This is a genomic window from Streptosporangium becharense (genome assembly GCF_014204985.1).
GTDB lineage: Bacteria > Actinomycetota > Actinomycetes > Streptosporangiales > Streptosporangiaceae > Streptosporangium > Streptosporangium becharense.
Map to the genome: position 1 here is coordinate 2,672,891 of NZ_JACHMP010000001.1, position 22,278 is coordinate 2,695,168.

Here is a 22,278-nt window from a genome sequence, read left to right on the forward strand (position 1 = left end):
TACATCACCATGTCAGTGCCGCGTCCGGGCTCAGCCGGCCAGGGCTCCGTCGACCCGGCGGGGGATGCCGAGGGGGTTGTCGTCGCGGAGGGCGGGCGGGAGCAGTTCGGCCGGCCAGTCCTGGTAGGTGGTGGGGACCAGCCACCTGCGGATCGCGGCGGCGCCCACCGAGGTGTGCGCGGCCGCGGTGCTGGCGGGCCAGGGACCGCCGTGGTGCATGGCCCAGCGGACCGCGACGCCGGTCGGCCAGCCGTTCCAGATCAGCCGGCCCGCCCTGCGCAGCAGCACCTCGGCGCACGCGCGCGCCTCGTCCGGGTCGGTCGCGTGGATCGTCGCGGTCAGCGACCCGTCCAGGCGGTCGAGGACGGCGGGCAGCTCCGCCGGGTCGCCGTAGACCACCACGACCGCCGCCGGGCCGAAGCACTCCTCGGCGAGCTCGGCCATGTCGGCGGCGAACGACGGCAGGTCGGTGACGAACACCTGCGGGGCCACCGCGAACGCCCCCTCACCCGGCTGCCCCTCGGCCAGGGAGGTGAGCTTGCCGAGCCTGGTCAGGCCGCGCAGGTAGCCGCCGTGCATGCGCTCGGTCAGCATCGGCCCGCCGGTGGTGGCGGTGACCGCCTCGGCGAGCGAGGTCAGCAGCTCGACGTCGTCGGGGACGAACACCAGCCCCGGGTTGGTGCAGAACTGGCCCACGCCGAGGGTGAGCGAGGCGGCGAACCCCTGGGCGAGGCCGTCGCGGGAGGCCGAGGGCAGCACGACGACGGGGTTGACGCTGCCCAGCTCGCCGTAGAAGGGGATGGGATCGGGGCGCTCGTTGATGAGTTCCTGGATGGCCTTGCCGCCCGGGATGGAACCGGTGAACCCGACGGCCGCCACCGAGGGGTGCCGGGCCAGCCGCTTGCCCGCGTCGAGCCCCCGGACCATGCCGAGGAGCGCCGGGTCGGGCAGCGCTCCCCGGACGATCTCCGCCGACAGTTCCGAGGTGCGCGGGTGACCGTCGTGGGCCTTGACCACCACCGGGCATCCGGCGGCCAGCGCGGAGGCGGTGTCACCGCCCGCGACCGAGAAGGCGAAGGGGAAGTTGCTCGCCGCGAAGACGCCGACCACCCCGGGCAACGGGTGGTTCATCCGCCGCAGGTCGGGGACGGGCGGCTGCTGTGTCGCGTGGTCGATGACGGCCTCCAGGTAGCCGCCGTCGCGCAGCACCTGGGCGAAGAGCCGGAACTGCCCGGCGGCACGGGCCACCTCACCGCGCAGCCGGGTCTCGCCCAGCGCCGTCTCGGCGTCGGCCGTCTGCCACAGCTCCTCGACGTTCGCCTCCAGCACCGCCGCCACCGCGTCGAGCGTCGCGGCCCGGTCCGCGGACCGCCAGGCCGCGCCCGCGGTCAGGGCCGCCGCGACGGTCGCGTCGACCTCGTCGTCCGAAGTCAGGGGGAACGGGTCTCCGAAGGACTCGCCGGTTCGGGGATTGAATGAGTGGATCAAGGAAAGAGCCTTTCATCACCGTCTACGACCACGCCGACGCGTGCTGAATCACCCCCATACGGTACGACTTTTCGCGAGGGCCACCCGGCCCGATCCGGAATGCGGGACAGCCGGCCGTCACCCGCTCCGGCGGTGGCCGCATCCGGACGAAGAGCGGCCGGACCCGCGGCGCCGGAGGTCGGCGCGTACGGTGAAGGTGCTTGTGGAAGTGCTTCCCTCGTGCCCGTCTCCGTTCCCCTCCGGAGGTCGACCGATGGCCGTTTCCCGTCCCGGGCTCTCCGACGGCGCCGGAAGCTCGGCGCAGGAGCGTTACCGCGAGTTGTGGGCCGAGGGCCGCCGCCGGCGACTCGTCGTGCGGGCGGCGCTGACCCTGGCGGCCTTCCTGGTGGTGGGATGGCTGTGGAACTGGTGGGCGGCCGCGGTGGTCGCGGCGGTCGTGGCCCTGGCCGACACCGTGCACCGGTGGCGGAGCCATGAGGCGGTGCGGACATGGCGCAAAGGCGCACAGGGGGAACGCAGGACCGCGCGGATGCTGCGGCCTCTGCGGCGGCGCGGATACACGGTGCTGCACGATCGGGCCCTGCCGTCGTCCCGAGCGAACGTGGATCACCTGGTGATCGGGAGCACGGGCGTGTTCGTCGTGGACACAAAGAACTGGAGGAAGGACAGGCGGGTCACCCGGCGCGGCCGGTACGTCCACATCGGGGGGACCTGGGGGGACAAGGCCGTGCGGTCGGTCCGGTACGAGTCGCGGCGCGTCGCCGAGGTACTGGGCCGGGCGACCGGCCGTCCGGTCGACGTCACCCCGCTGCTGGCGATCCACGGCCCGAACGTCCCCCTGCTGCGGGTCATCCGGGTGGAGGGTGTGCCGCTGCTGCGGGCCTCCCAGGTGCGGGGTTGGATCACCCGGGGCACCGGCCGGCTGAGCGCCGAGGAGGTGGCCCGGCTGAGCGAGGCGGCCGAGCGGTTGTTCCCGCCGTACACCGGCTGAGGCTTTTCTCGCGGAGACGACAAGCGCTTTTCGCAGTGAGGTTACGTCTACCGCCACCAGATGTCACAAGGCCGGGTACCGACGCCGTCGGGCAACGATCAGCCGCTCATCGGACATGCTCCAGCGCCTGAATGAGATCGGCTGCCAGGAGGGACACCGACAGGGCGACCGTCTCGGGTTCACCGATTCCCTCCTCCGCACGTCCGGCCATTGACGCACCGAGCGCGTCCGGTCCGGTCGCAAACAAGTCAACCAAGTGCTTGACGGCTTGGCCCGTCGTCTCACTGCTGACGGAGGCACGGCGCAGAAGGTTGAAGGAAGATGCCAACTCGACGGTGTCGACGTCAATCAGGATGCGGTATATGTCGTGGGCGTCCTTGTCATGCAACCGGTGCGGTGACCCGGTGGCGCGTTCAGAAATCTTGTGGAGCTTGGCGACCAGCAACGCAGCGGGCCCCGCGATCCTGGCTCGGTACGTACGTGGATCGTCCGGGTCAAGGGCGGCGACCTCCATGACCGCGTTGTCGACCATGGCAGCTTCGAGACCGCGGGCACGGCGGGCGACCCGGCGGCCATGCGGTGGTATGCGGGCTCCACGCGTGTCTTTCGAACCTGGCCCAGCCAGGGCTTCGGGCACCATCAGGTCGACGGGGACTCCTTCGGCGTTCAGCCATGCACCAGGTTGTCCGGTAGCGGTGTCACGGTAGAAGCCCGCACTGCTCATGGCCTCCTCCACGAGTGGATCGTCATCGAGCTTCCTCGGATCGAGCGCGAGATCGCTGTCCTTGGTCGCCTCGGCGAGCGCGACGGGGGTTCCTACGGTGTGTAGATATATAGCCTGAGCACCGATCACGATCACTGCGTCACGATGAGCGTCCAGTGCTTCCAGCGCGTCGAGAAGGGCAGAGCGGGATCGGACGAGAAGATCCCTGTTACCTACGCCAGGAGGATTCATTCCGGATCATCCATTCGATGAGTTCTTCGGCTTCGGACGGACTACGCCCGGGGCCGGTCATGAGATCGACGGCGACCTGCGCCGGGGCCGCAATCGTGAGATCGGACGCGGTGACGACGGTACGTGTGAAGACGACGTCGATACCGGGTTCGGCCAGCATCACATTCGCCCCGGCTTCGGCTGCACGAAGCCCCCATAGCTGTGCAGTCCGTCCGGCATCCGCCGTGTAGATCATCGCAGAGCGAGCCGGCGCGTATGCAGCCCATTCAGCGGCGGCCAAAGTCCCTGTCACGGCATATCGGACGGGGCTGCCTGCGGCACGCTTCACGATGTCCGGCAGCCCTCTCGGTGCTATCCATCGCGTGACACGGCTGTTTCTCACGAACCCGTAGTCGCCGCTCCAGCGCCGCAGCAAGGCGACCCAGTCAGGGACGGTCACCATGCCCGATTCGCCGCGCACCGCCAGCCCTTCACTCTTCAGGAACTCAATCACGCGATAGGTCGATCCCGTGGAAACACGGGCGGCGTCGACCAGTTCGCGAATCCTCCACGCTCTGTCGTAGTCCAGCAATGCGCGCACGATCTTCGCAGCCGGAGCGCCCTTCAAAGTTCCCGGCGGCCTGCCGGGACCACGCCACGGGTCACGGTCGGCCCCTTGAGTCGCTATGTACAGTCCGGGGCGAGACACATCCAGAAGCACGTTCCCCGTCGCGTCGATATAGGACAGACCCGCGTCAGAGAGGCGCTTGCGTACCGGTGGCGACAGGTACCCGGCAATGACCACGCCGCGACTGCCGGGCGCCCGCCGTGTGAAGCGCGCCAGCCGATCTCGGACGGCAACGACATCACGCCCCTCCACCACGCGTTTGGCCTCCAGCACCAAGATGGCCGAGGCCCCGTCTGGTGCCATTACCGTCACAGATGCGTCGACACCGTGATCGGAAAGCGCCGTGTCCTTCAACGGCTGGATCGTCCAGCCAGCCGGCAGCCGACTGACCAGCACGGTCATCCCTGCTCGTAGAGCATCCGCCTCATTCTGCGGTCTTGGCAATGCCTCCATGCCAGCCTCACTCTCGCCATGTTCAGGAAACACCATACGTCCATCGGCAACTGAACAAGGCGATTTTCCGAACGCCTGTGGCCTCCTCTCCCCGTCTCGCAGTCCCGGATGCGGCCCGTCCACATCGAGGCATGCCGCGAAGACCTTATGCCGACTCCGCGCATCCGTGCAGGCCATCGGGCCAAGCTACGGCGATCAGGCCCGAGCGGCCGCCTCGGCGACCTGGCGGGCCCAGCGGTAGTCGGCCTTGCCCGCCGGGGAGCGGACCATCTCCTCGACGAAGGCGAAGGTCCGCGGCACCTTGTAGCCGGAGATGCTCCTGCGGCAGTACGCGTCGAGCTCCCCGGCCGAGGGCGTCGCGCCGGGGCGGAGTTCGACCACGGCGGCGACCCTGCTGCCCCACCGCTCGTCCGGGATGCCGGTGACCACCGCGTCGAAGACCGCCGGGTGCCCCTTGAGCACCGCCTCGACCTCCTCCGGGAACACCTTCTCCCCGCCGGTGTTGATGCACACCGATCCCCGGCCGAAGACGGTGATGGTGCCGTCCTCCTCGACCTTGGCGATGTCCCCGGTGAGCAGCCAGCGCACGCCGTCCTTGCCGGTCACGAAGGTGCGGGCGGTCTTGGCCTCGTCCTTGTAGTAGCCGAAGGGGATGCGGCCGGCCTTGGCGACCGTGCCCAGCTCCCCCGAGCCCGGTTCGACCGGCTCCAGGAGCTCGTTGAGCACGGCCAGACCGGCGTGCGGGTTGGCCCGGTACCTCAGCCCCGTCTCGGGGGACGAGCCCGGGACCGCCGAGGCGGTGTAGCCCGACTCGGTGGAGCCGAAACTGTCGACGATCATCCGGCCGGGCAGCAGCTCCAGCAGGCGGTCGCGGACGGAACCGGTGAGGATCGCGCCGGTGGAGCTGAGCACCACCAGCGACGACAGGTCGTAGGCGCCGGTGGCGATCTCGTCGGCCAGCGGGCGGGCCATCGCGTCGCCGGTGATGTTGACCGTGAGGACCCGCTCCCGGTCGATCGTCCGCAGCACCTCGGCCGCGTCGAACGTGCGGACGTACGCCATCGTGCCGCCCAGGCACCAGGTGATGAAGGTCGCCATCTGCGCGGCGCCGTGCATCAGCGGGGCGGCGGCCAGCATGGTCATCTCTCCCGAGGCCGCGGCCGCCTCGATCACCTCGCGCGGGGTGGAACGCGGCTCGCCGTAGGGGTTCCCGCCGCCGAAGGCGAAGAACAGGTCCTCGGTCCGCCACATCACGCCCTTGGGCATGCCCGTCGTGCCGCCGGTGTAGATGATGTACAGGTCGTCGCCCGACCTGCGGGGGAACCCGCGCGTCTCCGGCTGCCCGGCCAGCGCCTCCTCGTACGGCACCGCGCCTTCGACCCGGGACGGGCCGCCCACCGCGATCAGGTGCCGCAGCGCGGGGGCCCGCGGGGCGACCGCCGCCACCCGGTCGTCGAACTCCACGTCGAACAGCAGGGCCACGATGTCGGAGTCCCGGTACAGGTAGAGCAGCTCCGCCTCGACGTAGCGGTAGTTCACGTTGACCGGCACCGCCCGGATCTTGAGGGCGGCCAGCAGGGCGGCGACGTACTCGACGCCGTTGTACAGGTGCACGCCCACGTGCTGCCCGGCCCGCACCCCGCGGCTTTCGAGGTGGTGGGCGAGCCGGTTGGCGTGCGCGTCCAGCTCGGCGTAGGTCAGGCGGCGGTCGCCGCAGACGACGGCGGTCCGCTCCCCGATGGCGTCCGCGAGGCCCTCGAACAGATCTGCGTGGTTGAACTCCATCGGGTCCCTCCGAGAGGTCAGGGTCTGTCGCTGCCGACCATCCACATCGCGAAGAACTGCGCGCCTCCCCCGTAGGCGTGTCCCAGGGCCCGGCGGGCCCCGTCCACCTGGTGTTCCCCTGCCATGCCCCTGACCTGGAGCGCCGCCTCCGCGAAGCGGATCATCCCGGAGGCGCCGATGGGGTTGCTCGACAGCACGCCGCCCGACGGGTTCCACGGGATGTCGCCGTCCAGGGCGGTCGCCCCGGATTCGGTGAGCTTCCAGCCCTCCCCCTCGGCGGCGAACCCCAGGTTCTCCAGCCACATGGGCTCGTACCAGGAGAAGGGCACGTAGACCTCCGCGACGTCGATCTCCCGCCGCGGGTCGGTGACGCCCGCCTGCCGGTAGACGTCCGCCGCGCAGTCCTTGCCCGCCTGCGGGCTGACCGTGTCGCGGTCGGCGCGGGAGATCGGCTCGGAGCGCATCGCCGCGCCGAGGACCCAGGCCGGGGTGCCGCCGGTGAGCCGGTGCCCGGCGGCCAGGACCATCGCGCAGGCGCCGTCGGAGGACGGGCAGGTGTCCAGGTAGCGGATCGGCTCCCAGAGCATCGGGGTCGACTCGACCATCTCCACGGTGATGCCGGGGATCCTCAGGTGGGCGTACGGGTTGCGCAGGGCGTTGCGCCGGTCCTTGACCGCCACCAGATGGCCGACGTGCGCGGGGGCGCCGGAGCGGCGGATGTACTCGCGGATGTGCGGGGCGAAGTAGCCGCCCGCGCCGACCACCAGCGAGGCGTTGAACGGCAGGTGCGTGGAGAGCGCCCAGGTGGCGTTCGACTCCGACTGCTTCTCGAAGGCCACCACCAGCACCCGGTCGTGCACGCCGCCCTGGATCAGCGAGGCGCCGACCAGCGCCGTGGACCCGCCGACCGATCCGGCGGTGTGCACCCGCATCACGGGTTTGCCCGCGGCGCCCAGCGCGTCGGCCAGGTACGCCTCGGGCATCATCACGCCCTCGAACAGGTCGGGGGCCTTGCCGATGACGACCGCGTCGATGTCCTTCCAGGTCAGGTCCGCGTCCTCCAGGGCACGCAGCGCAGCCTCGCGGACCAGCCCGGCGATGGAGACCTCACGCCGCCTGGTCGTGTAACGGGTCTGGCCGACCCCGATGACCGCACACGGATTCCCGCTCATGGTCGCTCACCGTTCCTGACTCGCCTCACGACTGGCCCTCCATGACGGTGACGAGGTTGTGCTGCAGGCAGGGGCCGCTCGCGGCGTGCGCGACGGTGCGGCCCGCGGTGCCGTCCAGGATGCGCCGGGCCGCCTCGCCGATCCGGATGAGGCCGGTGGCCATGACCGGGTTGGCCGCCAGGGGACCGCCGCTGGGGTTGACGGCCGTGCCGTCGGGGAGCTCCAGCGCCTCGCGCAGGATGATCTCCTCGTGGCTGAACTGGGCGTGCAGCTCGGCCACGTCGACATGACCCTTGCCGACCCCCGCCGCTCGTGCGGCATCGGCGGCGGAGGCCGACCGGGCGAGGTCTCTCATGCCCAGGTAATGGGGTTCTATGCGGTGGGCGATGCCCGAGATCCAGGCCGGTCTCTCACACAGCTCCCAGGCCAGGTCACCGGCGGCGAGCACCACCGCCGCGGCGCCGTCGGTGATCGGCGCGATGTCGTAGGGCCGCAGCGGCCCGACCTCGGGCTCCTCGCCTTCCGGGTCCGGCAGGTCGAGGGCGTACGGGTTGGCCCGGCCGTCGCGGCGGCTGCGCCACACGATCCCGTCCAGCGCGGCCCGGTCCGCGCCGGCCGCGTGCGCCTGGAGGGCCGCGAAGGAGACCTGGTCGAGGCCGAGAGGCGCCAGGTAGTACGGGTCGAGCTGAAGCGTCATGATCTCCCGCAGGTCACCCTGGGACGACTTGCCGAACCCGTAGACCAGGGCCGAGTCGACGTCGCCGTGCTGGAGCCGGACCCACGCCTCGTACAACGCCCAGGCGGCGTCCATCTCGACGTGGCTCTCCGAGATCGGCGGCCACGCGCCGAGCGCGTCGAGCGCGGACACGAAGGAGAACGGCGCTCCCGCCAGGTAGTCGCACGACCCCGAGCAGGTGAAGCCGAACCTGCGCAGGCCCGTCCGCTCCCTGACCTCGTCCAGGACCGGCAGGATCATCTCGGGCTCGCTCAGCCCCTCGTCGTCGGCGCTGTGCCGGGTCTGCGCGAACGCGACGACCGCTACCTGGCGCATCCGCGGCTCCCCGTCCGGGTGTCCGGCATCTACAGCTCCACGTCCGGTTCGCCGGTGGGGGCGAACCACTTGATGTTCGACATCGACGGTGTCCGTTCCTCCTCGGGGACCCACACCGCCCGCACCCGCATGCCCTGCCGCACCTCGTGCGCGGGGACCCCGCCGACCAGGGCGATCAGCGGGATGTCCGCGCCGTCGAGCAGGATGTACGCCGAGACGAACGGCACCTCGGGGGCTCGCGGGTCGGGCAGGTTGTTGATGGCGAAGGTGGTGACGGTTCCGGTGTCCGGGAGCGTCACCTCCTCGGTGACGGCCACCCCGCACTCGGGGCAGGAGAGCCGGTAGGGCACGTACACCTTGCCGCAGGAGCCGCACCGGCAGCCGACGAGGACGCCCTCGGCGACGCCTTCGAGGAACCGGGCCAGCGACAGGCCGGGCTTGACCCGGTACTCGGTGCGGACCTTCGAGATGATCATGGTGACGTCGGGGACGAAGCTCTCGATGTCGGTGACGTGCCCGGCGCGCTCGGCCCGCCAGCGGGGACGGACGCGCATGCCGGGACGCATCGCCTTGGCGTCCCCGGCGTCGACGGCGTGCACCAGCGCGGTGTCGGCGCCGTCCAGCCGGATCAGGGCCCATGCGAACGGCCGGTCCAGGGGGTGGCCGGCGTGGGGGGAGGACACCCAGGCCCAGCTCTCGACCGTCCCGGCCGGGCCGACCTCGACGAACTCGCCGGTGACGGCGTCGCCGGTCTCCGGGTCGTACTCCAGCGGCGGCACGAGCGTCCGCCCGGCGGCCGTCCGCACCCCGACCAGGCGCCCGTCGCGCAACTCGGTGAGGAAGCGGCCGATCACCGGTCCGGTGCTGCGGGTGTAGCCGCCGGGGAACTCCAGCGTGTGCTCGGCCTGCGTGTTCCGCACGTCCGGCGTCATCGGCGCCTTCCGGGCGCCTCGGTCCCGCCGGACGACCGGCCGGTCGGCGGGCTGGATGGGCTAGATGGCACGGTCGTGTCCCTCCCAGTACGGGTCGCGCAGTTTGCGTTTGAGGAGCTTGCCGTTGGGCTCGCGCGGCATCTCCGCGATGAAGTCGATGGATCTGGGCCATTTCATCCGCGACAGGCGGCCCTGGAGCGAGCCGAGGATCTCCTCGGCCAGCTCGGCTGAGGGGGCGAGACCCGCGGCCGGCTCGACCACGGCCTTGATCTGCTCGCCCCACTCGTCGTCGGGGACGCCGAACACCGCCACGTCGGCGACCTTGGGGTGGACCATCAGCTCGTTCTCGATCTCGGCCGGGTAGATGTTGACCCCGCCGGAGATGATCATGTCGGCCTTGCGGTCGCAGAGGAAGAGGAAGCCCTCTTCGTTCAGGTAGCCGATGTCGCCGACGGTGAAGTGGTCGCGCAGCCGGGCGGCCTCGGTCTTGGCCCGGTCGCCCTTGTACTCGAAGGCGACGCCCCGCATCTTCATGTAGATCGTGCCGGGGGTTCCGGCCGGGACGGGCTCCAGGTTCTCGTCGACGACGAGGATCTCGCTGATCGGCCAGGCGGTGCCGACCGTGCCCGGATACCTCTTCCAGTCCTGCGGGGTGGCGATGGTGCCACCGCCCTCGGTCGCCGCGTAGTACTCGTAGACGCAGTCGCCCCACCAGTCGAGCATCGCCCACTTGACGGGGACGGGGCACGGCGCGGCGGCGTGGATCATCCACCGCAGCGAGGACAGGTCGTACTTGGCCCGCACCTCGCCGGGCAGGGCGAGCAGGCGCTTGAAGTGGGTGGGGACCAGGTGGGAGTTGGTGACACGGTGTTTGTCGCAGAGCCGGAGCATCTCCTCGGCGTCCCACCGGTCCATGTAGACGAGCGTGTGGCCCATGTGCAGGGCGGTCCCGCCGAACTGGGTGACGGCCGTGTGATAGTTCGGCGAGGTGACCAGGTGGGCGTTCTCCCTGCCCGGGGTGATGCCGAACAGGGTGAGCAGGAACGTCATCAGCTCGGCGGCGTCGTCGGGGTCCATGCCGCTCAGCGGCCGGCGCACGCCCTTGGGCCTGCCGGTGGTGCCCGAGGTGTAGTGCATGGTGGCGCCGGCCGTCCGGTCCGCGGGGGCGGCGCCGGAACGGCCCGCGGTCAGCTCGGTGACGGGACGCGCTCCGGGCACGTGCCCGAACGCGAAGACGCGGTCGGCGGCGATGCCCGACCCGACGGCCCCGCGCATCCCCTCCTCCGCGTGGCGTTCGTGAACGAAGAACGCGCGGGCCTCGCTGTCGGCGACGATGTAGCCGATCTCGGGACCGGTGAGGTGCCAGTTGATCGGGGTGTAGTACCACCCGGCCTGGAGGGCGGCCAGGTAGAGGAGCAGCCCGTCGGCGCCGTTGGGGACGAGGCCGCAGATTCCGTCACCGGTTCGCAGGCCCAGCTCCCGTAGCCCGTGGACGAGGCGGTTGGCCCGCTCCAGCAGGTCTCCGGCGCGGTGTTCGGTGCCGTCGGGATCCACGGCGGCGATCCACTCGGGGTCCGCCTGCGTCAGTCGCCAGAAACCGAGCGTGCCCATCGACGATCCCCTCCGCTCGAAGGCCCCGCCCACCGGACTGAATCACGTTCTCTATTTCGAGACAAGGCCCGGTGGTACGGGAGGGATGAAACGAGAATCTGTTCTCGTACGCATGGGCAGACTAACCCGTGGCCGCATACCGAGCAATCGCTTGATCTGAAACTGGGCCCCCCGACATGGAGCCCCCGCTTACCGGTCGCGCGGCCGGCGGGCGGTCACGGTCTGCGGCGAGCCGGGGCGCCGGCCGCCCCTCGAACCCGTACCGTCCACCTGTGCCCGGCCGCTCCGGCCGCCCCTCGAACCCGTACTGGCCGCCTGTGCCCGTCCGGGCGGACCCTCAGACGCCGAGTTCGTCACACAGCTCGATGTAGCGGTCACGGTGATCCGGGTTGCTCCGGAACGTGCCGAGACCGATCGTGTCGAACTCGTCCATCGGAGCGGACGCCCGCACGCCGAGTGCGGCGAGCGCCTCGTTGATCGACGCCCCGTCGGCCGTCAGCCGTCTCTCACCGGCGAACGCCGCGGCCCACTGACCGCCGACACCGCCGAAGTACTCCGCCTGGATGATCGCGAACCGCCTTTTGCGGGGCCGAATTCCGCTGGAACTGCCGGTCCGGATCCCGCCAGCCCCAGCCCTCCATTCGAACTAGTTTCGAACACACGTCGAAGCCCTCTCCTTTCCGTCCCGTCGGCCGGAAAGGAGACCACGAAAAGGAAAATCATGGATCTGCAGCTTTCCGGACGCGTCGCAGTCGTCACCGGCGCCTCCAAGGGCATCGGGCTGGCCGTCACCCGCACGCTGCTGGAGGAAGGCGCCCAGGTCGTGGCGGCCTCCCGCGGCAGCAGCCCCGAACTCGACGCCCTCGCCGGGCCGGACCTAGTCCACGTCCCCGCCGACCTGACGGACCCCGAGGCGCCCGGCCTGGTCGTGGCCCGCGCGACGGAGGTCTTCGGCGGGCTGGACATCCTGGTGAACAACGCCGGCGGCCCGCCGCCCGGGGTGAGCCTGCCGCGCATGTCGTTCCTGACCCCCACCGATGACGACTGGCGGGCGATGTTCGAGTTCAACCTCTTCTCCGCCGTGCGCGCCATCCGGGCCGCCATCCCGGCGATGCTCGCGCGCGGAGGCGGCGCGATCGTCAACGTCTCCTCGGGCGGCGCCCGCCGACCGGCCCCCATGAACGTCGACTACAACGCGGCGAAGGCCGGCATGAACAACCTCACCAAGGCGCTGTCGGAGGAGTTCGCCTCCCGGGGCATCCGCGTGAACACCGTCTCCCCCGGCCCGGTACGCACCGCGTGGTGGACCGAGGAGGGCGGTGCGGCCGACATCCTCGCCGGCGTGACCGGCACCGACCGCGACACCGTGATGGACGATGTCGCGCCGGAGATGATGGCGCTGACCACGGGGCGCCTCGTCGAGCCGCGGGAGGTCGCCGACGTGGTCGCCCTGCTCGTCTCGCCCCGCTCGGCGAGCACGACCGGAGCGGACTTCGCCGTCGACTCCGGGTTCCTCAAGGAGATCTGAGGTGCGGCGGCCCGTCGCGAGATCTAGGATTACCCAACAAGCGCTTGGCTAACTAGCGGAGGTAGTCCATGGAGCTTCTGCCGATCAGCACCCCGCACTGCCGGATCGAGCGCGACGGGCACGTCGTCGTCGTCACCATGGACCGGCCGGAGGCCAGGAACGCCCTCTCCACGGACATGCTGGTCGGCCTGGCCGAGGCGTGGGCGTACGTCTCCGCGGAGCCGGAGGTCCGCGTCGCGGTGCTGACCGGTGCGCACGGGACGTTCTGCGCGGGCGCCGACCTCAAGGCCATGGGCTCTCCGTCCGCGGACCCCCGGGTCAGGGAGCGGGCCGCGGCGATCCCCGACTACCACTGGAAGGGCCTGCTCCGCGACTCCGGCGCGCTGCCGACGAAGCCGATCGTGTGCGCGGTCGAGGGGTACGCCGTGGCCGGGGGCACCGAGCTGCTGGTCGGCACCGACCTGCGCGTGGTCGCCGAGTCGGCGACCCTCGGCCTGTTCGAGGCGCGCCGGGCACTGTTCCCGATGGGCGGCTCCGCCGTCCGGCTCCCCCGCCAGATCCCGTACGCCTTTGCCATGGACCTCCTGCTGACCGGCCGCGCCGTCACCGCCGGGGAGGCGCTCACCATGGGCCTGGTCAACCGGGTCGTCCCCGACGGCCAGGCCCTGCCGGTCGCCCTGGAGCTCGCCGCCGGGGTCGCCGAGTGCGGCCCGCTCGCGGTGCGGGCGATCCTGCGCACCTACCGGGAGACCGTCGGCCTGCCCGAGCCCGAGGCGCTGAAGGTCTCCGACGGGATCGGCTGGCCGGTGATCGGCTCCGAGGACGCCAAGGAGGGGGCACGCGCCTTCCGGGAGAAGCGTCCGGCGGTCTACCGGGGTGCCTGACCCGTTCCGGTCCGCGCGCGACCCGCGTACGACCCGCGTACGACCCGCGTACGACCCGGTTCGCCGTACTCCGGCCGGACCGGACCCCGCAGAGCCCTGCACCGGTCGCCCCCCCGGCCCGGTCGCCGGGCCCGCCGCAGGTCCGGGCGGTCCGGTCTGCCGGATCCAGGTCCGATCCGGCGGACCCGGACCCGGCCGTCAGGCACCGGTGATGCGATCCAGCCGCTCCTTGGCCTCGACGTACTGCTCCACCAGGTCGAACATCACATCCCTGGTCGCCCTGACCCGCTTCACGGCACCGATGATCTGGCCGGCCGGGAAGGTCGCCAGCTCCGCGGCGTCCGAGCGGCCGATGCGGCGGAGCGCCTCGGAGACGAGCATGAACTGCAGGGGCATCGGCAGTGTGCCGGGGGATTCGGACGACTCCCAGGCGTCGGTCCACTCGTTCCTGAGCAGTCGCGCGGGTTTGCCGGTCCAGGAGCGCGAGCGGACGGTGTCACGCGAGGTGGCCCGGAGGATCCGTTCCCTGGCCAGGACGGGGGTGTCGGCCTCCTCCACGGCGAGCCAGATCGAGCCGGTCCACACGCCCTCGGCGCCGAGGGCGAGCCCGGCCGCCATCTGCCGGCCGTCGCCGATGCCGCCCGCGGCCAGGACGGGTACGTCGACGGCGTCCACGACCTGCGGGACCAGCACCATGGTGGAGATCTCACCGGTGTGGCCGCCGGCCTCGGTGCCCTGCGCGACGACGATGTCCACCCCGACCTCGACCTGCTTGGTCGCGTGCCGGGGCGTGGAGGCGAGCGCGGCGACCTTCACGCCCTTGGCGTGGGCCGCCTCGACCACGTCGGCCGGGGGCGGGCCGAGCGCGTTGGCGAGCAGCGCGATCGGGTGTCTGAGCGCGACCTCGACCTGCGGACGGGCGGTGGCGTCGGTCCAGCCGAGCAGCACCTTCCCGGCGTCGCCGTCGCCCGACAGCGGCGGCACACCGTGCCCGGCCAGCAGGTCCTCGACGAACCTGCGGTGGCCCTCGGGGATCATTCCCTGGAGCCGCTGGACGAGATCCTCCGGCGAGTCGACGTCCAGGTCGGCCCCGGCGTAGGAGGCGGGCATGACCACGTCGACGCCGTACGGCCTGCCGTCGACGTGGTCGTCGATCCACTTGAGCTCCGTCTCCAGCTCCTCGGGACTGAAGTAGAGCGCGCCGAGTACGCCCATCCCGCCGGCGCGGCTGACCGCGGCGACGACGTCCCGGCAGTGGCTGAAGGCGAAGATCGGGAACTCGATACCGAGCATGTCGGTGACACGTGTCCGCATGCGCTCACGGTACGATCCCGAATCCGCTAACTGCAACAGGTTCTAGTGCGGAATATTCGATATGTACTGGCTAGTAACAATAATAAGAACGTGTTTTAACGCGGCATTCTCCGCCATATCGCGCGGGGCAGGATCCGCATCACCGCGAAGAGGACGCGCAGCCGCCCGGGGACCCACACGACCTCCGCTCCGGAGGCGAGCCCGGCGGCCACTGCGGCGGCGACCTCGGCCGGGGTGGTGGCCATCGGGGCGGGCGTCATGCCCCGGGTCATCCGGCCGATGACGAAACCCGGCCGCACGACCATCACCCGGGCCCCGCTGCCGTACAGGGCGTCCCCCAGGCCCTGGGCGAAGCCGTCCAGGCCCGCCTTGGCCGAGCCGTAGACGAAGTTGGCCCTGCGCACCCGCACGCCCGCCACCGAGGAGAGCACGACCAGCGTGCCGTGCCCCTGCTCGCGCAGCCTGCGGGCGGCGGCCAGACCGGCGGAGACGTGCCCGCCGTAGTTGACGGCGACCGCCTCGGCGGCGGCCACCGGGTCGGCGTCGTAGACGGCCTGGCTGCCCAGCACGCCGAAGGCCGGGATGATCACGTCCAGGTCGCCGACCAGCCCGGCGGCGGCCTCGATCACCCCGGCGTGGGTCTCCGGCCGGGCCGCGTCGAACTCCAGCACATGCACCTCGGTCCCGGCCGGCACGTGCGCCTCGGCTCCGGCCGACACGGGCGGCTCGTCCCCGCCGCGCATCGCGAGCACGACCCTGCGGGGCCGCAGGCGCTCCACGATCGCCAGGCCGATCTCACTGCGACCGCCGAGCAGCAGCACGGTGTCCACTTCGCCGAGGGCGTTCCTCACGGTGCAAGCCTCCCCGCCCGCGCGTCGCTCACAGCGCGAGCCTCCTCGCCAGGTCCGAGCGGAAGACCCCGTCCGGGTCCACCTCGTCGCGGACCTTACGCCACTCCGGCAGCCGCGGGTACATCGCGGCGGCCGAGGCGGCCGACATCCGCGAGTCCTTCGCCAGGTAGACCCGGCCGCCGCTCTCGGCGACCCACCCGTCGAACTCGCGCAGCAGCCCGGCCAGTCCGGGCCATCCGGCCGGGATGTCCAGGGCCAGGGTCCAGCCGGGGAGCGGGAACGAGAGCATCCCCGGCGTGCCCGGCCCGAAGCGCTTGAGCACCGTCAGGAAGGACACCACGCCGTCCGTCGAGAGCCGGGAGACGACCCTGCGGAGCGTCCCCTCCCCGCCGAACGGCACCGCGAACTGGTACTGCACCAGCCCGTGCGAACCGTACATCCGGTTCCAGCCGTCGATCGCGTCCAGCGGGTGGAAGAACGGCGCGATGCGCTGGACGAGACCGGTCCTGGGCCGCGCCTTGCGGTACCAGACCTCGTTGAAGGCCCGCACGGTCACCGGGTTGAGCAGGCCGTTCGGTGCCCACGGCGGAGCGGCCAGGCGGGCCGACGGCGCGTAGGCGAGCGGATCGGCACCGCGCGGCAGCTCGCCCGGGGCGGCGTGGTCGCCGCGGGTGAGCACGCTGCGGCCGGTCCGGGCGCCGCGGGCCAGCAGGTCGATCCACGCGACCGTGTAGCGGTACCGGTCGTCGGTGGCCGTCATCGTCTCCAGGGTGTGGTCGAGATCACGAGTGCGCTCGACGTCCACCCGCATCCGCGAGGTCGCGATCGGCACGCACCGGAACACGGCCTCGGTGATCACCCCGGTCAGCCCCATGCCGCCCACGGTCGCCCAGAACAGCCGGTCGTCCGGCCCGAGCGTGCGGCTCGCGCCGTCCGCCGTGACCAGGGTCAGCGACCGCACGTGCGCGCCGAAGGACCCGTCCACGTGGTGGTTCTTGCCGTGCACGTCGGCGGCGATCGCCCCGCCCACGGTGACGTGCCGCGTGCCGGGTGAGACCGGGAGGAACCAGCCGCGCGGCACCAGCCCGGCCAGCAGTTCGTGCAGGCCGACGCCGGCGGCGGCGGTGACCGTCCCGGTCGTCTCGTCGAGGGTCCAGCCGGTCAGGCCGGTGCAGTCGAGCACCAGGCCGCCGGCGTTCTGCGCGGCGTCCCCGTACGACCGGCCGAGACCCCGGGCCGCGACTCCCCGGCCCCCCGCCCCGCCGACCAGTTCGGCCACCTGCCCGGTCGACCGCGGGCGGATCACGCGGGCGGGCGTCGGCGCGGTGCGGCCCCAGCCGGTCAGGAAGGTCATGGCAGGTAGATCCCAGCGAGTACGAGAGCGAGGAGAACGACGACGGACAGCAGCATAGGGCGGTCCCGCAGGGCGATCTCCTCGGGCTCCTCCCCCACCCCCCGGTCGACCAGGAGGTTGTGCCGCAGCACGACCAGCACGAACGGCACGATGCTGAGCCCGCGCAACAGCCCCGGATGCTCCTCCAGCGCCCACAGGCAGTACGTCACGATCATCGCCCCGGACGACATCGCCCGCACGTTCGCGAGGTAGCCGAGAGTGTAGGCGGCCAGGATCGCCCGCGTGCCGTTGTCGCCCGCACCCCGCGCCCGCAGCTCGGCCTCGCGCTTGCCCGCCACGAGCTGGAGCGAGCCCAGCGAGACGACGATCAGGAACCAGGCGGTCACGGGGACGTCCACCGCGACCGCCCCGGCCAGTGCGCGGATCACGTGGCAACCCGCCACCGCCACCAGGTCGACCACCACCTGGTGTTTGAGCCAGAACGTGTAGGCGAGGGTGAGCGCGAGGTACCCGGTCACGACGGCCGCCGGCCGCCAGCCGCCGGCCGTCCAGGCGACCGCCGGACCGGCCGCCATCAGGACGACGCCGGCGACCCGGGCGACGGCCACGGGGACCAGCCCGGCGGCGACCGGCCGGTGCCGCTTGCGCGGGTGCCGCCGGTCGGCCTCGACGTCGGCCGCGTCGTTGAGCAGGTAGGTGCCGCCGGAGGCCACGCAGAACGCGATGAAGACGACGAGCGCGGCGAGCACCCCCTCGGCGGAGCCGAGCACGCCCGCGGCGGCGGGGGCGGCGAAGACCAGGACGTTCTTCAGCCACTGGCGGGGGCGGCAGGCCCGCAGCAATCCGACTGCCATCCGGACCGCGGCCGGCCGCACCCCGTCCGCGCGCACGGCCGCCGGCGGGCCCGGGGGCGTGTCCCCCGCCGGATCCGAGGGGCGGTCCGGGGGCGTGTCCTCCGCCGGGTCCGAGGAACGGTCCGCGCGGGTGGCCGCCGGCGGGTCCGGGGGCCCACCGCGCACGGCCGCCGGCGGGTCCGGGGGCGGATCCGGGGACGGGTCCGCCGACGGGTCCGAAGGCGGCCGTGCGACCGCGGCCTCATCCACGGTTCAGGACCGTACCCGCCCCGAGGCGCGGACCACGAGGAAACCGGCGACCAGCAGGATGACGCCCACCACGAGCAGCACCAGCGGGATCGTGGTCCTGATGAGCGTGATCTGGCCCTTGGCCTCGACGGCGCTCTTCACCAGGGTGTCGACGCTCTCGGGCGTCATCTTGGCGGTGGCCACGAACGCCTTGGAGCGCTCGATGCCGTCCTGGGTCTTGAGGACCTCGTTGCGCCGCTGCTCCTGCTTGACCGGGGAGCCGGAGACGGGCTCGATCCAGACGGTGTTGGTGCCCTCGTAGACCCGGTCGACCTGGACGTCGCCGGTCTCGTCCATGCCGAGCACCGAGGCGGGCGCGGCGATGGTCTCGGTCGTGGTCGCCGGCACGGTCTGCTCGAACCGGTAGACCGGCAGCCCGTTGACGACGTCCTCGCCGACGAACCTGGCGTCGTAGGCCGCGCCGGTGACGGAGTTGAACCACTTGTAGGTCTTCTTCTCCACGTCGAAGGGGAACTTGTAGATCTGCCCCTCCATCCTCACCGGCTTCTTGTCGACGTTGACGGCGCAGCAGTCGATGCCCACGCCCGTGTACTTGTCGAAGGCGCTGCGGCGCTCGTTGAGGGAGACCAGCGGGCTGGCGTTCGTGACGTCGTTGACCGCGACGACCTCGTCCCAGACGACCCGGTTGCCGGACGCCTGCGAGACGTCACCTCGGGTGGTCACCGTGATGGACAGATCGCCGGTGAGCACCTTCAGCTTCCCCCGGTTGAAGTACTGGGCGTCGTCCGCCTGGAGGGTGGTGACGCTGTACTGGTTGGCGGGCGCGGCGATCAGCTGGTCCGCGACGTGGAAGCGTACGAGCGGGGCGAGGACGACGAGGAAGGCCCCGACGGCTAAGAGAACGACTCCGACGATGCGCCGCATTGATCCTCCTGGGGGGGAGCTCCCGCTGAAGGCAGGTTCTCATGGGGGGTGAAATGTACTTAAATCACGTGCTACTGGCCAGTATGTTAATGAGGCCGATCACCCACGTCATCAGGGAATGCGGAAAAGTGACCGAAACAGGTTCTACCTCAGCTTCCGTCGCCGCCCCCGCGCGGGGTGGGGCCGGACCGGGCGGACATCTGGACACCCTGGACGGCGTGCGCGCGATCGCCTCCTTCGCGGTCCTCGTCTTCCACGTGGCCGCCGAGACCGCCACCTCCCTCCGGGAGGGCTTCGCCGGCGCTCTGCTCGCCCGTGGCGACGTGGCCGTACCGATCTTCTTCGCGCTCTCCGGCCTGCTGCTCTACCGCCCGTACGCGCTCCACGCGCTGCGCGGCGGCCCGCCGGTGCGCGTCCGCGCCTACCTGTGGCGGCGGGCGGTCCGCATCCTACCCGCGTACTGGCTGGTGGTGGTCACCGCCATGCTCCTGTGGTCGCGTGACCACGTCTCGGAGGCGTGGACCTGGATCCAGCTGCTGCTTCTCGGCCAGAACTACGATCTCACCCCCTGGTGGTACGCCCTGGGCCCCAAGGGACTGGTGCAGATGTGGAGCCTGTCGGTGGAGGCGGCCTTCTACCTGCTGCTGCCGCTGATCGCCGCCGGGCTGGCCGCCTTCGCCCGGCGCGGCGGGGACGACGTGCGCCGCCGCGCGCACCGGCTGCTGACCGGCGTCGGCGCCGTGGGGGCGGTGTCGCTGCCCTGGACGGTGCTGACCTACTACCCCGAGCACCGGCCCTACCTGAACATCTGGCCGCCCCGGTCGGCGATCTTCTTCGCCGCGGGGATGGCGATGGCCGTGGTGGTCGCCTGGATCCAGGCCGACCCGGACGAGGACTCCCCGGCCCGCCGCTTCCGCCGCGCGGTCGAGGGCTCGCCGGGCTCCTGGCTGCTGGTCGGCGCGCTGGCGTACGCGGTCGCCGCCTCCCCCGTCACCGGCACCCGCTTCTTCGGCGTCGACGGCCTCTGGTCGGGCGTCTTCGAGATCGTCCTGTACACCGTCGTGGCCGTGTGCCTGCTGGTCCCGGCCACCCTGCCGCCTCCCGGCGACTCCCCGCTCAGGCGCGTGCTCGGCAACCGCGTCATGGGCTTCCTGGGCCGCGTCTCCTACGGGGTCTTCCTGTGGCAGTTCGTGGCGATCCACCTGTGGTACGACTTCACCGGGCAGCGGCCCTTCACCGGCGGCTTCCTGCTCAACCTGGTGCCGATCACCGCCCTCACCCTGCTCCTGGCCGTCCTGACCCACCGGTACGTCGAGAGACCCGCCCTCCGCCTGAACCGCCTGGTGCGCTGACCCGGCCGCGTACACCCGTGACGGGCCCGGCCGGTTCCGCGGGTCAGCGGGGTTGCTCGCTCTCGGCGATCGGGGCGCCCAGGGCCACGCCCGTCACGCACACCTCCGCCGCCGGGTCGTCCAGGACGATCCGCATGCCCCGGCTGACCCCCCGCACCGGGAAGTGGATCAGCCCGCCGTCCGACGCCCGCAGGGTGAGCAGGACACGCTCCTCGCCGACCTCGACGGTCACCGGGACGGGCCGCTCCGCCGCGTAGGCGATCGCACCCGCGGTGGCGGGGCCGCCGAACGAGACGGCGTCGGGGAAGTGCAGCGCGCCGTCGGCCACGGGCAGGCAACGCTCGCCGTTCCGCGGCGCGCCGAGGAAGCCGAAGACGCTCATCCGGTCGAGCCGGCCGTTCCGGTCGAAGACCCGGGCGTCGTACGAGGGCTGCGGGAAGGCCATCCTGATCCGCAGTCCCGGACGGGCCAGCGGGGCGAGCAACCGGTGGCTGAGCCGCCGGTCCCCGTTCAGCGGCAGCACGATGTCGTCGGGCAGCGGGGTGGGGTAGATGACCACGTCGTCCGGGGCGGCGGCGAGCTGCCGCGCCACCGTGCCGAGGTAGGTCCGGACCCGGTCGCCGCTGAGGGTCTGCCGGTAGGTCTCGACGGAGACGACCGAGGCGGCCAGGTAGGCCCCCGTGACGATCACGACGACCGGGACGCGCCACGAGGGCCGCGGCAGCGGCCTGCGGTAGGCGTCCTCCTCCCCCCGCAGCGGCAGCAGCGCCAGCCCCAGCACGACCGCCAGCACCAGCACGGCGTCGGCGACATAGCGGGTCTCCGCCCCCACCAGCGACGTGTAGCCACCCCGCGCGATCACGGTCGGGACGGTGTCGGCGAACACCAGGTAGGCGGCCAGCACGATCCAGGCGCGTACCGCCCGGCGCCGGTGGACGACGCTGACCAGCACCACCGCCGCCAGCACCGCCCAGGCGACGGCCACGACGGCGTCGGACGGCCCGGCCAGGCCCCCGGTGGGGGTCACCGGAGACCAGGTGAGCGGCCCGCCGACCGCGCCGCCGGGGAAGGTGCGGCCCAGCAGCCGCCCCGCCAGGTCCAGGGCGACATCGACCTTCGGCGCCGGAAGCCGGTCGGTGGAGGCCGCCCCCGCCCGCAGGAGGTAGACGGTCGTGTAGGCGGCGATCACCGCCAGGTACGCCGCCCACAGGCGCCGGTTCCGCCGCACCTCGCGCAGCACGGACCGGCCCCAGCCGGCCTCCCGGTCACCGAGGAAGGCCGTGGTCAGCGCGAACAGCAGGAAGACCGCGAACACGCCCTTTGTGCTGAAGGCCATGCCGAACACGGTCCAGCCCAGCGCGCGCCAGCCGTACCGGGTGCCCTCGCCGCGGGCGAAGCGGACCTGACAGGTCAGCGCGAGCACCAGCGCGAGCTGGAACGGGACCGCGTTGATCGCCGCCGCCCACCAGCCGAACGCCGGCACCGTCAGCGGCGAGAACAGGAACACCGCCAGCGGCGGCAGGATCGCCGGGCGGTCGCCGAACAGCAGCCGCAACAGCCGGAACGCCAGCACCGACAGCAGCGCCTGGGCGGCGAGGGTGACACCCGCCGCCAGCAGCCAGTCGTAAGGCGCGAGACGCGACAGCACCCAGGTCAGCGCGATCGCACCGGGCATGAGATGGCCCTTGTGCACCCGCGTCACGAAGCCGAGTGTGAGATCGTTCTCGTAGGCGTCGCCCACGAACAGCAGGTCGTCCTCGACGAAGTGGGAGTCGCGCAGGATGAGCACCCGCAACGCCAGCGACGCCACGACGAGCAGGGTGGCGCCGAGTGTCACCGGGCTGCGCAGGAACGCGCCGGACACCGCCGGGACACGCGGGAGTGCGCCGAACCTCACCGGGATTCTCCCTCCGTCACGGGCGA

Annotated in this window: 18 protein-coding genes; 4 read left to right on the forward strand and 14 right to left on the reverse strand. The window is 71.8% G+C overall.

The features are described from left to right. Positions 1-30 precede the first annotated feature (30 nt). A complete protein-coding gene (locus F4562_RS11410; protein ID WP_184538866.1) occupies positions 31-1,488 on the reverse strand; it encodes an aldehyde dehydrogenase (NADP(+)) in 1,458 nt (485 codons plus the stop codon). A gap of 253 nt (positions 1,489-1,741) precedes the next feature. Between F4562_RS11410 and F4562_RS11415 the strand changes: the two genes are divergently transcribed. After that, positions 1,742-2,479, forward strand: coding sequence for a nuclease-related domain-containing protein (locus tag F4562_RS11415; RefSeq protein WP_184538864.1), 738 nt, complete (start codon positions 1,742-1,744; stop codon positions 2,477-2,479). Between the two features lie 106 nt (positions 2,480-2,585). Here the strand turns inward: F4562_RS11415 and F4562_RS11420 are convergent, their stop codons facing one another. The 7 genes from F4562_RS11420 to F4562_RS11450 all read right to left on the reverse strand — a co-directional run bounded on the left by F4562_RS11420 (position 2,586) and on the right by F4562_RS11450 (position 11,045). Continuing rightward, positions 2,586-3,338 (reverse strand): hypothetical protein, encoded by a 753-nt coding sequence (locus F4562_RS11420; RefSeq protein ID WP_311733845.1) that lies wholly within the window; start codon positions 3,336-3,338, stop codon positions 2,586-2,588. A 73-nt stretch (positions 3,339-3,411) separates the two neighbouring features. After that, positions 3,412-4,443 (reverse strand): hypothetical protein, encoded by a 1,032-nt coding sequence (locus F4562_RS11425; RefSeq protein ID WP_246473408.1) that lies wholly within the window; start codon positions 4,441-4,443, stop codon positions 3,412-3,414. A 246-nt stretch (positions 4,444-4,689) separates the two neighbouring features. Next, positions 4,690-6,279 carry an acyl-CoA synthetase gene (locus F4562_RS11430; RefSeq protein WP_184538860.1) on the reverse strand — a complete coding sequence of 530 codons (1,590 nt, stop codon included), beginning with the start codon at positions 6,277-6,279 and terminating at the stop codon, positions 4,690-4,692. Between the two features lie 17 nt (positions 6,280-6,296). Then, the gene (locus F4562_RS11435) at positions 6,297-7,451 is read right to left on the reverse strand and encodes a thiolase family protein (protein ID WP_184538858.1); all 1,155 of its coding nucleotides are present in this window, start codon (positions 7,449-7,451) and stop codon (positions 6,297-6,299) included. A 25-nt stretch (positions 7,452-7,476) separates the two neighbouring features. Beyond that, positions 7,477-8,502: a thiolase family protein gene (locus F4562_RS11440; RefSeq protein ID WP_184538857.1), complete on the reverse strand. Its 1,026-nt coding sequence runs from the start codon at positions 8,500-8,502 to the stop codon at positions 7,477-7,479. A gap of 29 nt (positions 8,503-8,531) precedes the next feature. Then, positions 8,532-9,434 (reverse strand): Zn-ribbon domain-containing OB-fold protein, encoded by a 903-nt coding sequence (locus F4562_RS11445; RefSeq protein WP_184538854.1) that lies wholly within the window; start codon positions 9,432-9,434, stop codon positions 8,532-8,534. A gap of 60 nt (positions 9,435-9,494) precedes the next feature. Then, entirely contained in the window at positions 9,495-11,045 is a 1,551-nt protein-coding gene (locus F4562_RS11450) for an acyl-CoA synthetase (protein WP_184538852.1), read from the reverse strand. 721 nt (positions 11,046-11,766) lie between these two features. On the opposite strand from F4562_RS11450, the gene F4562_RS11455 reads away from it, so the two are divergent. Next, on the forward strand, positions 11,767-12,573 hold the full coding sequence (locus F4562_RS11455; protein WP_184538850.1) for an SDR family NAD(P)-dependent oxidoreductase: 807 nt from the start codon (positions 11,767-11,769) through the stop codon (positions 12,571-12,573). Between the two features lie 68 nt (positions 12,574-12,641). After that, positions 12,642-13,457 carry a crotonase/enoyl-CoA hydratase family protein gene (locus F4562_RS11460; RefSeq protein WP_184538848.1) on the forward strand — a complete coding sequence of 272 codons (816 nt, stop codon included), beginning with the start codon at positions 12,642-12,644 and terminating at the stop codon, positions 13,455-13,457. Positions 13,458-13,655: 198 nt separating this feature from the next. On the opposite strand, the gene F4562_RS11465 is transcribed toward F4562_RS11460, so the two are convergent. The 5 genes from F4562_RS11465 to pgfA all read right to left on the reverse strand — a co-directional run bounded on the left by F4562_RS11465 (position 13,656) and on the right by pgfA (position 19,003). Continuing rightward, positions 13,656-14,771, reverse strand: coding sequence for an NAD(P)H-dependent flavin oxidoreductase (locus F4562_RS11465; protein WP_184538846.1), 1,116 nt, complete (start codon positions 14,769-14,771; stop codon positions 13,656-13,658). 95 nt (positions 14,772-14,866) lie between these two features. After that, the gene (dprE2, locus tag F4562_RS11470; RefSeq protein ID WP_184538844.1) at positions 14,867-15,622 is read right to left on the reverse strand and encodes a decaprenylphospho-beta-D-erythro-pentofuranosid-2-ulose 2-reductase; all 756 of its coding nucleotides are present in this window, start codon (positions 15,620-15,622) and stop codon (positions 14,867-14,869) included. A 28-nt stretch (positions 15,623-15,650) separates the two neighbouring features. Further along, a complete protein-coding gene (gene dprE1 / locus F4562_RS11475) occupies positions 15,651-16,976 on the reverse strand; it encodes an FAD-binding oxidoreductase (protein WP_184538842.1) in 1,326 nt (441 codons plus the stop codon). Next, positions 16,973-17,830, reverse strand: coding sequence for a decaprenyl-phosphate phosphoribosyltransferase (locus tag F4562_RS11480; protein ID WP_184538840.1), 858 nt, complete (start codon positions 17,828-17,830; stop codon positions 16,973-16,975). The genes dprE1 and F4562_RS11480 overlap by 4 nt, the downstream gene beginning before the upstream one ends. Before the next feature lie 252 nt (positions 17,831-18,082). Beyond that, positions 18,083-19,003, reverse strand: coding sequence for a cell envelope lipid trafficking protein PgfA (gene pgfA, locus F4562_RS11485; protein ID WP_184538838.1), 921 nt, complete (start codon positions 19,001-19,003; stop codon positions 18,083-18,085). 218 nt (positions 19,004-19,221) lie between these two features. Here pgfA and F4562_RS11490 point away from each other — a divergent pair, with 218 nt between their 5' ends. Continuing rightward, on the forward strand, positions 19,222-20,355 hold the full coding sequence (locus F4562_RS11490) for an acyltransferase family protein (protein ID WP_311733843.1): 1,134 nt from the start codon (positions 19,222-19,224) through the stop codon (positions 20,353-20,355). A gap of 43 nt (positions 20,356-20,398) precedes the next feature. On the opposite strand, the gene F4562_RS11495 is transcribed toward F4562_RS11490, so the two are convergent. Continuing rightward, positions 20,399-22,252: a hypothetical protein gene (locus tag F4562_RS11495; RefSeq protein WP_184538834.1), complete on the reverse strand. Its 1,854-nt coding sequence runs from the start codon at positions 22,250-22,252 to the stop codon at positions 20,399-20,401. Positions 22,253-22,278 lie beyond the last annotated feature (26 nt).

Bases quoted from the DNA above. Each gene is read 5' to 3' on its own strand.
- F4562_RS11415 (WP_184538864.1), top strand. From the start codon at position 1,742: ATGGCCGTTTCCCGTCCCGGGCTCTCCGACGGCGCCGGAAGCTCGGCG.
- F4562_RS11425 (WP_246473408.1), bottom strand. From the start codon at position 4,443: ATGACCGTGCTGGTCAGTCGGCTGCCGGCTGGCTGGACGATCCAGCCG.
- F4562_RS11430 (WP_184538860.1), bottom strand. From the start codon at position 6,279: ATGGAGTTCAACCACGCAGATCTGTTCGAGGGCCTCGCGGACGCCATC.
- F4562_RS11435 (WP_184538858.1), bottom strand. From the start codon at position 7,451: ATGAGCGGGAATCCGTGTGCGGTCATCGGGGTCGGCCAGACCCGTTAC.
- F4562_RS11440 (WP_184538857.1), bottom strand. From the start codon at position 8,502: ATGCGCCAGGTAGCGGTCGTCGCGTTCGCGCAGACCCGGCACAGCGCC.
- F4562_RS11445 (WP_184538854.1), bottom strand. From the start codon at position 9,434: ATGACGCCGGACGTGCGGAACACGCAGGCCGAGCACACGCTGGAGTTC.
- F4562_RS11450 (WP_184538852.1), bottom strand. From the start codon at position 11,045: ATGGGCACGCTCGGTTTCTGGCGACTGACGCAGGCGGACCCCGAGTGG.
- F4562_RS11455 (WP_184538850.1), top strand. From the start codon at position 11,767: ATGGATCTGCAGCTTTCCGGACGCGTCGCAGTCGTCACCGGCGCCTCC.
- F4562_RS11460 (WP_184538848.1), top strand. From the start codon at position 12,642: ATGGAGCTTCTGCCGATCAGCACCCCGCACTGCCGGATCGAGCGCGAC.
- F4562_RS11465 (WP_184538846.1), bottom strand. From the start codon at position 14,771: ATGCGGACACGTGTCACCGACATGCTCGGTATCGAGTTCCCGATCTTC.
- dprE1 (WP_184538842.1), bottom strand. From the start codon at position 16,976: ATGACCTTCCTGACCGGCTGGGGCCGCACCGCGCCGACGCCCGCCCGC.
- F4562_RS11480 (WP_184538840.1), bottom strand. From the start codon at position 17,830: ATGGCAGTCGGATTGCTGCGGGCCTGCCGCCCCCGCCAGTGGCTGAAG.
- pgfA (WP_184538838.1), bottom strand. From the start codon at position 19,003: ATGCGGCGCATCGTCGGAGTCGTTCTCTTAGCCGTCGGGGCCTTCCTC.